10 protein-coding genes are annotated in these 11,989 nt (G+C 63.8%); all 10 read right to left on the reverse strand.

Annotation, left to right across the window (positions count from 1 at the left end; translation table 11 throughout):
• The coding region (locus HWE17_RS21545; RefSeq protein ID WP_255206342.1) for a carbohydrate-binding protein at positions 1–520 on the reverse strand (520 nt) is incomplete at its 3' end.
• 396 nt (positions 521–916) lie between these two features.
• Complete coding sequence (gene rlmD / locus HWE17_RS21550; RefSeq protein ID WP_176390180.1) at positions 917–2,260, reverse strand: 23S rRNA (uracil(1939)-C(5))-methyltransferase RlmD; 1,344 nt, start codon at positions 2,258–2,260, stop codon at positions 917–919.
• Between the two features lie 242 nt (positions 2,261–2,502).
• Complete coding sequence (gene rpoS / locus HWE17_RS21555; RefSeq protein ID WP_035820730.1) at positions 2,503–3,534, reverse strand: RNA polymerase sigma factor RpoS; 1,032 nt, start codon at positions 3,532–3,534, stop codon at positions 2,503–2,505.
• 8 nt (positions 3,535–3,542) lie between these two features.
• Positions 3,543–4,451 carry a peptidoglycan DD-metalloendopeptidase family protein gene (locus HWE17_RS21560; protein ID WP_176390205.1) on the reverse strand — a complete coding sequence of 303 codons (909 nt, stop codon included), beginning with the start codon at positions 4,449–4,451 and terminating at the stop codon, positions 3,543–3,545.
• 42 nt (positions 4,452–4,493) lie between these two features.
• A complete protein-coding gene (locus HWE17_RS21565) occupies positions 4,494–5,384 on the reverse strand; it encodes a protein-L-isoaspartate(D-aspartate) O-methyltransferase (protein WP_176390181.1) in 891 nt (296 codons plus the stop codon).
• Positions 5,385–5,393: 9 nt separating this feature from the next.
• Positions 5,394–6,131, reverse strand: a complete 738-nt coding sequence (gene surE / locus HWE17_RS21570; protein WP_176390182.1) for a 5'/3'-nucleotidase SurE — start codon at positions 6,129–6,131, stop codon at positions 5,394–5,396.
• Between the two features lie 94 nt (positions 6,132–6,225).
• On the reverse strand, positions 6,226–8,679 hold the full coding sequence (locus tag HWE17_RS21575) for a tetratricopeptide repeat protein (protein WP_158299986.1): 2,454 nt from the start codon (positions 8,677–8,679) through the stop codon (positions 6,226–6,228).
• A gap of 19 nt (positions 8,680–8,698) precedes the next feature.
• Positions 8,699–9,304 (reverse strand): toll/interleukin-1 receptor domain-containing protein, encoded by a 606-nt coding sequence (locus HWE17_RS21580; protein WP_035820738.1) that lies wholly within the window; start codon positions 9,302–9,304, stop codon positions 8,699–8,701.
• Between the two features lie 270 nt (positions 9,305–9,574).
• The gene (locus HWE17_RS21585; protein WP_176390206.1) at positions 9,575–11,578 is read right to left on the reverse strand and encodes an ATP-dependent DNA helicase; all 2,004 of its coding nucleotides are present in this window, start codon (positions 11,576–11,578) and stop codon (positions 9,575–9,577) included.
• 94 nt (positions 11,579–11,672) lie between these two features.
• A complete protein-coding gene (locus HWE17_RS21590; protein ID WP_034752051.1) occupies positions 11,673–11,873 on the reverse strand; it encodes a YdcH family protein in 201 nt (66 codons plus the stop codon).
• Between the last annotated feature and the right edge of the window lie 116 nt (positions 11,874–11,989).

Here is an 11,989-nt window from a genome sequence, read left to right on the forward strand (position 1 = left end):
GCTTGCCCGTGCCGGCGGCGCCGCTGCTGGTCGACGGGTTGTCGCCCTGCGTCCAGTAGTTGGCGCGGTAATTCGTGCCCGCATAGCTGACGGTGGCGCCCGCGCTGTAAGCCGTGCCGGCCACCCAGGCCAGCGCGCAGGTGCCGCCGGTTGGCGTTGGCGTCGGGGTAGGCGTCGGATTCGGTGTTGGCGCAGGAGTCGGCGTCGGGGTTGGGGTCGGAGTTGGCGTCGGGGTTGGCGTGGTGCCGCCATCGCAGGTACCGCCGGCGCTCCACAGGCTCGGCGTGGAAACGGGGTTCCAGCCCGAGCCCACGTGATCCGTCTGCGTCACCAGGGCCGTGTAGTTGGCGCCCAGGTAAGTGACCACCGTGCCCGCGTTATACGTGCCGCCCTCTTGCCAAGGCACGCAGGCGACGACCGTGCTGGCCGCCAGCAATTGCGAGCCAGCCGGCGCACCGGCGTCACCGCCGCCACCGCCGCATGCCGCCAGCACGCCACCGCTGGCCAGACATACCATCATATTCCTGATCGTTTTTTTGAGTATTAAATTTTCCACGTTGTCTCCTGTTCAGGTTTGCGGAAATACCACTCTGCTTCAATAAAAAGCTACCTGTGATTTTGTTTTTTGCAGTTGCAAGAACAGCATGCTGCTGAAAAAATAGGCGGTCAAGTGGTTTTGAAGTGGCCTCAAAGTGGCCAATACCACTTCGTGCAGAAAGCGTAGCGGAAGGTGCAAACGGCGTGTTGTCCTACTGGACAATGAAAAAACGGCAGAGGGAGGATGAAAAAAGACGCTGGAGCAGGAAAAGACAGACCAGTTTTATAACACGCTGTAAGTGGTATTGCGACAGCTTGCTGCGCCGCTGAATGCGGCAACGGCGGGTGCCTGCCTGGCCACCCGCCGTGTCAGGCAGACTTATTGCGGCAGATCAAAGACCGCCATCGATTCCACATGCGACGTGTGCGGGAACATGTTCACCACGCCCGCCTTGCTCAGCACATAGCCTGCTTCCAGCGCCAGGATGCCGGCGTCGCGCGCCAGCGTCGACGGGCTGCACGAGACGTACACGATGCGCTTCGGCAGCAGGTCCGGACGCACTTGCGACAGGCCGACCAGCGCCTGGCACAGGGCCATGGCGCCATCGCGCGGCGGGTCGACGAGGATGCGGTCAAACTTGCCCAGCGCGATCAGGTCGTCCGTCGTCACTTCGAACAGGTTGCGCGTCGAGAACGAGGTTTTTTCCGCCAGGCCATTGGCCAGGGCGTTTTCCAGGGCCCGCTCCGTCAGGGTGATGCTGCCTTCGATACCGACCACTTCGCTGCCCTGCGTGGCCAGCGGCAAGGTGAAATTGCCCAGGCCGCAGAACAGGTCGGCCACGCGGTCCGTCGGCTGCACTTCCAGCAAACGCAGGGCTTTTGATACCAGCACGCGGTTGATGTGGTGGTTCACCTGCGTGAAATCGACAGGCTTGAACGGCATCTTGACGCCGAATTCCGGCAGCAGGTAGTGCAATTGCTTGTCGAGCGGATAGAACGGCACGGCCGTTTCCGGCCCCTTGACCTGCAACCACCATTGCACGCCGTATTCGTCGGCAAAGGCCTTCAATTTGGTTTCATCGTCCGCCGTCAACGGCGCCATGATGCGCAAGACCATGGCGGTAACGTCTTCGCCCACGGCCAGCTCGATCTGCGGCATCTGGTCGAAGATGGACAGCGAAGCGATCAAGCCACGCAGCGGCAGCAGCATGGCGGAGATGTGCGGCGGCAGGATTTCGCAGCTATCCATGTCGGCAACGAAAGCCGATTTCTTTTCATGGAAGCCCACCAGCACGGCATCTTTCTTCTTGACGTGGCGCACGGACAGGCGCGCGCGGTAGCGGTAGCCCCACGTCGGTCCATACATGGGGCGCATGATGCTTTGCGGACGCACCTTGCCGATATGCCACAAGTTATCTTCCAGCACGCGCTGCTTGATCGCCACCTGCGCCGACGGTTCCAGGTGCTGCATCGAGCAGCCGCCGCAATTGTCGAAATACTTGCACTTGGGCGTCACGCGCATGGCCGATTCGCGGTGCAGCGCCGTCATGCGGGCCATTTCCCAGTTCTTCTTTTTCTTGAACGTCACAAAGCTGACGCGCTCGCCCGGCAATGCGCCTTCGACAAACACGACCTTGCCCGGCGAGCCGTCTTCGTTTTCAATATGGCCAACGCCACGGGCGTCCATGTCGAGCGATTTGATTTCGATGATATTTTCTTGCATAGCGATCAATAGGTAAGAGTGGGCCAGGACGCAGGGCCGCGCTGGAACTTGAAAGAATGGGGGAAAGGTCAGGCGCCGCGAGCGGGGCGTATGATAGCAGATGCGGGCTAGCTTAAGTCCGCAGCGCAGCTGCGCCGATTCAGCGTGCCTGAGAAAATGTGCAGGGCAAGGCGCATTGCCGAAGACAGTACGCTAGTACGGCGAGGCATTGCAACGCCGCCATGTGCGTTTTATCGGGCACGCTACAAAAGGGAGTCGCGCACGACGCCGCGCGCCGCCATGGCGCGTTTGAGTTTAATCAAGGCTTCCTGCTGGATCTGGCGAACTCTCTCGCGCGTCACGCCCATTTCCTCGGCCAGGGTTTCCAGGGTGGCCGGGTCGTCGTTATCGAGGCCGAAACGGCGCATGATCACCACGCGCTGCTTGTCGGGCAGCTTGGTCAGCCAGTCGCGCACCAGCACCGTCATTTCATGGTGTTCCGCGCGCGCGTCGGGGCTGTCTTCGCTGGCGCCGGGCAGCATGTCCATCAGCGACGACTGCGGGTCGTTGTCGAGCGGCGCGTCGAGCGAGGTGGCGTGCTCGGACAGGGCCAGGATATCCTGCACCTCTTCCACGGGACGGCCCACCAGGTGGGCGATGTCTTCCGCGGTGGCATCCTTGCCATCGTGGTGCTGGGCTTCCAGGTGGTATTTTCCGCGCAGGATCTGGTTCAGTTCGCGCACCATGTGCACGGGCAGGCGCACCGTGCGCGCCTGGTTCATGATGGCGCGCTCGATGCTCTGGCGTATCCACCAGGTGGCGTAGGTGGAAAAGCGGAAACCGCGTTCGGGCTCGAACTTGTCGATGGCGCGCATCAGGCCGATGTTGCCCTCCTCGATCATGTCGAGCAAGACCACGCCGCGGTTGATGTAATGCTTGGCGATCGACACGACGAGGCGCAGGTTGTGCTCGATCATGGTTTGCCGGGCTTCGAAATTGCCCTGCTTGGCCAGGGTGGCGTAATGCACCTCTTGCGGCGCCGTCAGCAATGGCCGCGTGCCGATCTGGTTCAGATAGTGCTGCGTGGTATCGGTCGACAGCTCGGCCGCCAGCACTTTTTTCAGTTCATCGACACTTTCGACCAGCACGCTGACGCTGGCCACCTCGCCGCCCTCGCCCGCGTCGACGGCGTCAATGCCGTCGAGTTCGCCTGCATCGTCCGTCACGACTTCGTCTGCCCCGTCTTCCGGCAGTTCCGGGTCATCGTCCAGCTGGTCGTGCGGCGCGTGTGTCATTGCTTTACCTAACGGTTAGGCAGGAATTTCGAAGGGTCGACAGGCTTGCCCTGCTGGCGGATTTCAAAGTGCAGCTTCACGCGGTCGGCATCGGAATCGCCCATTTCGGCGATGGCCTGGCCTTTGTTGACGTTCTGCCCTTCCTTCACCAGGATGCTGCGGTTATGCGCATACGCCGACAATAAACTATTACTGTGCTTCACGATGACAAGATTACCATAACCACGGATTCCGCTCCCGGCATACATGACTTTTCCCGCGCCGGCGGCCACCACCTGCTGGCCCGCCTTGCCGGCGATATCGACGCCCTTGTTCTTGCCTTCGTCGAAAGTGCCGATGACCTTGCCTTCGGAAGGCCACATCCAGCTGATCTTCTCGTCGCCAGGCGCCGAGGCCGCAGGGGCTGCCGCGGCGGCGGCCGGTGCGGCGGCGGCCGGCGCTGGCGCAGGCTTGACGTCGCCGGCGCCGCCATCGGCGCGCAGCTCGGCCAGGGTGGCGTCGGAATACGCGCGCTTCTCGCCGCGCGGACCCGATTTCTTCGGCACGACAGGCGCGGCCGGCTTGACTTCCGTCACCGGCGGCATGACGATGGCCGACGTTTGTGCGCCGCCCGTGTCGCCAGTCGGCGGCAGCACGCGCAGCACCTGGTCGACCTTGATGTCGTTCGGGTTGCTCAAGTCATTCCAGACCACCAGGTCGCGGTAATTCTGGCCATGCTCGAGGGCGATGCGCAGCAGGGTGTCGCCGCGCTTGACCGTGTAATAGGCCGGGTCGCGGTCGCGCGGATCGCTGGCGGCGGCGCTGCTGCTCGATGGGTGGCGCTCCACGACGGGTGCCTGGACGCCGGTCGTGCCGCAACCGCTCAACAGCGCGGCCAAGGTGATGCTACATAGAAGTATGTTACTTTTCTTAATCATTCGCATGTAATTGTATGTCCTGCTTGCTAGCTGATCCGGGGATCATATGGTGCCCGGGCGCAAAGGCACGAAATGGCAGTCTTCCAGGGTCTGGCTGGTCCATTCCATTTTCCCCACCCGGGTAATGAGTTGTAAGTGTTGCAATTTAGCCCCCACCGGCGCAACCAGACGCCCGCCGGGCGCCAGCTGTTCCAACAGGGCTTGCGGGACTTCCAGGCCGGCTGCGGCAAGGATGATCCCGTCGAAGGGCGCCGCCTGCGGCAGGCCAAGCATACCATCTCCGTACTGCAAGCGCAGATTCGACACGCGCAGCGGGCGCAGATTGGCCTTTGCCAGCTCGTGCAGAGGCCGGATGCGCTCGATCGAATACACCTCTTTCGCCACCAGTGACAGCACCGCCGCCTGGTAGCCGCAGCCCGTGCCGATTTCCAGCACGCACTGCAGGCTGCCGCCCTGGCGCATCACTTCGATCATGCGCGCCACGATGTATGGCTGCGAGATGGTCTGGTGGTGGCCGATGGGGAGCGAGGCGTCGATATACGCCTGCGAGGCCAGCGCCTCGTCCATGAACATGTGGCGCGGCACGGCTTGCATGGCGTCGAGCACCACCTGGTCCTTGACGCCCTGTTTCGCCACGCGGGCCACCATGGCCCGGCGCACGGCTTCCGAGACGAGCGGATTTTGCCGTGGCGGCGACACCACCGCCGGCTGCGCCCGCTCATTGGCGATGGCCTGGGCGCGCGACGGCGCAATGGCCGCATGCGCGCCATACGGCTGCGCCACGCCGCGCGCCGCGTTTTGCGCCGCATTCTGCGTGGCCGTCTGCGGCGTGGCGATCCGGGACTGGGCCAGCGACTGCCCCCCGCCCGGCCTGGCGGGCTTGCCGGCCAGCGAATCGAGGGTCAGGGGGAAGGTGCGCGGCTTGTCAGTCATAGTGAGCGGTCATGCCAGGCCTTTCGCCAGTGCATCGAGTTGGGTGGTATGGGTCAGGTCGATCTGCAGCGGCGTGATCGATACTTGTCCATGTTCAACAGCGTGGAAGTCCGTGCCCGGACCGCCTTCCTTGGCCGCGCCGGCCGGGCCGATCCAGAAGATTTCACGGCCACGCGGGTCGAGCGCGCGGATCACGGACTCGGCCGAATGACGCTTGCCCAGGCGCGTGGCCACCACACCCTGCATTTGCTCGTAAGGAATGGCGGGAATGTTCACGTTCAGCAGATACGGTTTCTGCAGGGCGTCAAACTGGCGCTCGACGATTTCCCTGGCCACGCGGGCGGCCGCGTCCAGGTTGGCCCAGCCAAACTGCGACTGGGAAAAGGCAATGGCGGGAATGCCGAACAGATAGCCTTCCGTGGCGGCCGCGACGGTGCCCGAATACAGCGTGTCGTCGCCCATGTTGGGGCCGTTGTTGATGCCGGACACCACCAGGTCGGGGCGCTCGATGAGCATGCCCGTCAGCGCCACGTGCACGCAGTCGGTGGGCGTGCCGTTGACAAAATAAAAGCCGTTGGCGGCCTTGTGCACGGACAAGGGCCGGTCCAGGGACAGCGAATTGGACGCGCCCGAACGGTTGCTGTCGGGCGCCACCACGACGATGTCGGCAATGGGGGCGAGCGCGTCGGCCAGGGCCGCCAGGCCAGGCGCCAGGTAACCGTCGTCGTTACTGATAAGAATTCTCATAACGGGATTTTACCCGAAGCAATGCCAACACTGCGCATGCCGCACGCCGATAGACCGCATTATTTGTGCCGCCGCGTGGACATGGGGCGCGGCATCAGCGCTGCTCGATGCGCGCTTCCGACAAGGCTCCCTCCAGCGCCTGCACTTCATCCTCCTGCAAGGCCAGCAAGGCATTCAAATCGCCTTGCAATTTGTACATTCTCTTCAGCTGCGCCATGCCGCGCCGGCGCAGCTTGCCCGGCACGCCCGGACGCAGCAGGCAGGACTTCAAATGTTCAGCCAGTTCGCCCGCCTGCGCATACTGTTCGCGCTCGATCATGCCTTGCAACATCGAGATCATGCTGGCCAGGGTGTCCGGCTCGGCCCCTTCGTGCCCGTTGGCGCGGCCGGCCAGGATAGTTTCCTGCAAATGCCGCGCACCGTCCAGCACGCTGTCCGCATGCCCGGTGACGGGGGCGTTCAAGAGCCGGTCACTGCCGCTGAGCACGGCGTCTTCCAGCAGGCGCGCCGCCTCGCTGTCGCCCTGCTGCTGCAAGGTGCCGGCCAATTGCGTCTTGCTGTGCAAGGTATCGAGGTGGTCTTCGCCCAGCAGGCGCGCATGCACTTCCAGCACCTGCTCCTGCACGCTGCGCGCCGCATCGAGTTCACCGCGCCGTAGCAGGGCCTCGGCCAGCTTGCGCTGGCTCATCAGGGTTTCCGGATGATCGAGCCCATGCGTGCGCTCGCGCGCCGCCACCTGGTCTTCGTGCAACTGGCGCGCGCCGGCCCAGTCGCCCTGTCCGGCCACGATGTCGGCCAGCAAATCGCGCGTGGCCAGGGTGGCCGCATGGTCGCTGCCAAGGCGCCGCTCCTGCGCCTGCAGCACGGCGACGAACAGGCGCCGCGCGCCTTCCAGGTCGCCTTCGCGCCCCAGCGCCTGCGCCAGGGCCAGCTTGCTGCGCAAGGTATCGCCATGCTCGGCGCCGAACAGGCGCTCGCGCGCCGCCACCACCGTGACCAGCACTTGCTGCGCCTGCGCCAGCCGGCCGATGCGCAGCAAGGTGGCGGCGCGGCCATCCATCGCTTCCAAGGTTAGCGGATGCTCGCCGCCCAGCTGGCGCGCATAGCTTGCCAGCACCGCATCCTGCAGCAACAGGGCCGCCGCCAGTTCCCCCTGCAGCAACAGGGTTTTCGCCAGGCAGGCGCGGGCGGCCAGGGTGTCGGGATGCTCGCTGCCCAGCACGCGCTCGCGCACGTCGAGCACGTCCTCTTCCAGGAAGCGGGCTTCCTCGAGCTTGCCCAGCTGGCGCAGCAGCCGCGCCATGCCGCTCTTGCACGCCAGGCTGTCGGGATGCTCCTCGCCCAGCAGGCGCACGCGGATCTCGACGCTCTGGCGGAAGGCGTCGAGCGCCAGCGCGCTGCGCCCATCCTTGCGATACAGCTCGCCCAGGCGGGCCAGGTCGCGCGCCAGCGGCAGGGCCACGGCGCGGCCAGGCTCAGCCTGCAAGGCCTGGCGCGCCTCGCCGATGGCGCCCAGCAAGGCGATTTCACGGCTCGATTGCCAGGGAAAGTAGCCGCCCGTCAGCCACTGCAAAAAGGCTTCGAAGGTGCGCGTGAGGGAAAAACGGTCGCCGCCCTGGTCTATGCGCACGGCCAATTGCTCGCCATACGCAAAGGTTTTCGTCTGCTGCAGCTGGACTTCGTCGAAATAGCTGTCGAGGGCGATCTGCGGCAAGCCGTAGGAAGTGCGCAGCAGGCGCTCGAACATGGGCTGGAAGCCGGCGATGCCCTTGTGCGCATCGCCGCGGCGCCACTCGGCGCGCTGCGCCCCGTCGCCCATCTCTATGCGCGAGGGCAAGGGGTAGACGAGCAGCGGACGCTGTTCGTCCTCATGGCTGCGGCGGTACTCGATGGCCCGCGTGACGAGCGCATCGACGCCTTCGAGGCTTTGCCGGTTCGGCGTGAAGACCACCACCAGTTTTTTTGGCAGCAAGGTGGTGCAGATGCCGGCGCTGTCCGTGCGCCCCGTGCGCGAGTCGACCAGCACATAGCGGAAATGCTGGGCCAGGGTATCGGCGAAGCAGCGGAACAGGGCCGGGCAGCTGTCGAACAGCTGATCCCAGCGCATCTGCGCCAGGCGCTCGCTGTAGCTGGCGTCGAAGCGCCCCGCGCGCATCAGGTACAGCGGACTGCCCTGATCGACGCGCACCACGTACTGCTGCCAGTCGATGGCGTCGAGCACGCGCTGGGCCAGGGCGGCATCGTCGGCGCCCGAGCCGCGCTTGCCACCCGTCTCCAGACTGAGGCGCTCGAGCTGCTGGCGGCACGCTTCAAAGAATTCCAGCACGCCCGGTCGCTCCTCATGCTGCTCGAAATAATGGTGCAGGCCCGGCGCTTCCATGTCCCAGTCCAGCATCAGCACGGGCACGCTGGCGTTTTCACGGCGCGCCAGCAGGACGGCGATGTTCGACAGGGCCATGGTGCGGCCGGTACCGCCCTTGTAGGAATAGAAAGTGACGACTTCGCCAGGGGCGCTCAAAGGCGGCAGGGAGAGGCGTTGGCATTCCATGACAGGACCTTTTACGTGATTAACGCGGAAAGTGGGGAGGCGGAATGGCGCGCCATTCCGGTGGAATAGCGGGCAACACGAAACGGCTGCAATCGTGGCCGGGCGGTGTTGACCGCTTGAGCAAGTGGTAATGCGTGGCAATGCGCTGCACGATGCGTTCGATGTCGGGCAGGTATTGCGGGTTCGACTTCAGGTCACCGCTGGCCAGGGTGTAACCGGAAAAATCGACGTACAGGCCCGATTCCGTGATCTGCGGCGGCAAGCCATCCGGATGGCGCGTCATGATGATGGGGATGATCAGATGGCTGGGCAAGTCGTACCAGGCGCGCCGCTCCTGCTCGATCAGCTGCATGGCGGCAAATTCGCGCCGCGTGTAGCCGTGCGCTTCATATTTGGGCGTGTACAGCACGATCATGCAGACACTCTGGCACATGGCGCGCGCCACGCGCAGGTCGATATCGTCGCCGCCGCCCAGTTGTTCGCTGTCGATGAACAGGACTTCCTCGCGGTCCAGGTGCGGCTCCAGATAGCAAGCCAGCGCCTCGATGAGGTCATTCTTGAACTTGTTCATGAACGCATATTGGCCGTGCGCGTAGCTCAAGAAACAGCCGTAGCGGATCTCCATGGCATCCCCCTGTTCCCCGTGCGGCCCTGCCATCGCCGCGCCTTGATCCCACAAGGCATGAAGTCACTGTAGACCGCTGAGCAACGGCCTGTTTGCGCTGGCGCAAAGATGTGTCTGGCGTCCTGGACATTCGCAAGAAAGCCAGAAACTGGCGCGATCACGCCGATTTCTGGCATGCCAGGCGCGCAAGCGGGCGCCGCGTGAACAACGCTACTCGCTTGATAACAAAGGGAAATATGCCGGCGCGCGGAGGGCGCCGGCAAGCGGGACTTAAGCGCCCTTGGCGGGCAGGTTGCGGAAGAACTCGACCACTTCGGCGGTGTCGCGCGTGCGCTTGAACGGCGGCAGGCTTTGCCAGATGCGCTTGCCATACGGCTTGGAGATCAGGCGCGGATCGCAGATCATCAGTACGCCCCGGTCGCCCTCGTCGCGGATCAGCCGGCCCGCGCCCTGCTTCAGGTTGATGATGGCTTCCGGCAGCGAATGGTGCATGAAACCGTTCTTGCCCTGCTTTTCCATCACTTCGATGCGCGCGGCCAGTACGGGATCGTCGGGCGGCGCGAACGGCAGCTTGTCGATGATGACGAGCGACAGCGCATCGCCGCGCACGTCGACGCCTTCCCAGAAGCTCTGGCTACCGATCAGCACGCCATTGCCGGCCGCGCGGAACTGATCGAGCAATTCCGTGCGGCCTTTTTCTCCCTGCACGAACAGGGGGAAGTTCAGGCCGCGCTGCTTGAATTCATCGGCCAGGCGCTCGGCCGCGCGCTTGACTGCGCGCAAGGTGGTGCACAGGAAGAAGGTGCGTCCGCCGGCCGCCTCGATGATGGGCAGGGCGCAATCGATGACGGCGTCCGTGTAGCCCAGCGAGTTCGGCTGCGGCAGGTTTTGCGGCACGAACAGCAAGCCTTGCTGGCCATAGTCGAACGGACTCGGCCACGTATGCGACGGTTCGCCCGTCAAACCCATCTGTTCGGAAAAATGCTTGAAATCGTTTTTCACGGCCAGGGTGGCGGACGTGAAAATCCAGCTGCGCGGCGTGCCTTCGCGCTGGTTGTTGAAGATCGGCGCGATCGACAATGGCGTTTTATGCAATTGTAGGGAGCTGGAAAACGCTTCCACCCAGAACACGGCTTCCTCGCCAGCCGTCACTTTGGCCTTCGGATCGAACTTCCAGCCGCTCAGCTGCTGCGCCAGCTCGACGCCGCGCACTCTGCACTGTTCCAGCGTTTCCGCCCGTTCCGCCTGGGTTTCCAGCACGGCCACCATGCCGTCAAGCTCATCCTTGAGGGTGTCGAGCGCGGGGAAGAAGTCGCTCGACGGGGCGATTTGCGGCAAGGACATGCGCACGATATCCTGCGGGAAGGTCAGCCGCAGGTCGCGCGCCGCCTTTTCCACCACCGTGACGGTCTTGGCCCAGTCGATGCCGCGCGCGTGCGCGAGGCCCTCGGCCAGCACGTCGCGGCACAGTTCCAGGATTTGCGAGGTCGACACCGTGTTACCAAAGAACAAGGTGGCCGTATCGGGCAACTGGTGCGCCTCATCGAAGATGATGGTGTTGGCCGAGGGCAGCAATTCCGCCACGCCCGTGTCTTTCAGGGCCACGTCGGCAAAGAACAAGTGATGGTTGACCACCACCACGTCGGCCTGCTGGGCTTCCTTGCGGGCCTTCATCACAAAACAATCCTGGTAATACTGGCATTCGGCGCCCATGCAGGTGTCGCGCGTGGACGTCACCAGGTTCCAGATCATGGCGTTTTCCGGCACCTTGGCCAGCTCGGCCTTGTCGCCGGAGCTGGTCATCTTGATGAAACGCGAGATTTCACGCAAATGGCCCACGTCGTCGCGCGACGTCATGCGGCCGTTTTGCAGCGTGCGTTCCAGGTGATAGTGACAGACGTAGTTCGAGCGGCCTTTCAGCAGGGCAACGGAAACGGGCGCCTGCAGCGCGGCGCGCACGGTGGGAATGTCGCGCAGGAACAATTGATCCTGCAAGTTCTTCGTCCCGGTGGAAACAATAGTCTTGCCGCCCCACATCAGGGCCGGCACCAGGTAGGCGAAGGTTTTACCGGTGCCCGTGCCCGCCTCGGCGATCAGGGTCGTCTGGCTGTCGATGGCGCTGGCGATGGCTTTCGCCATTTCCGTTTGCGAACGGCGCGGCTTGTAGCTGCCCACGGCCGGACCGAGCGGGCCACCGGCGCCAAACAGGCGCTCGATGTCGGCATCGTGCTTGCCGGGCGCCGCCTGCGGTTCGGCTGGCACATCGGCTGGCAAGGCAGCAGGCTGGCCATCTGGGTTTACTGGCAATAAATTGTGATCGGTCAAAATATACTTAGGTGAAGGCTGGACTGGACGCTACTGGCGCCCCTCAGGCGGGAACGTCGGGCACCAACTGCATTTTCAGCAAGGTGATGTGATCCTTCAATTGCAATTTGCGCTTTTTCAGGCGGCGCAGCTGCAACTCGTCATGGTGGCCATCGAGTATCAGCAACTCGATGACGGCATCGAGGTCGCGGTGTTCCACGTTGAGTTCAATCAGGCGCCGCTCTATTTGCTGTGCATCGCTCATGTGTTGCGTTCCAGGCAGTGTTGGTGACAGTGTTGGGAAACCGGCGCGCGCAGCGTACGCAGGCAGCCATCGTGCGTAGTTTAACCTGCCGCGCGCCTTAGGGCACGCCATTTCCG

The organism is Janthinobacterium sp. BJB401 (genome assembly GCF_013372745.1).
GTDB classification, from domain to species: Bacteria; Pseudomonadota; Gammaproteobacteria; order Burkholderiales; family Burkholderiaceae_D; genus Janthinobacterium; species Janthinobacterium rivuli.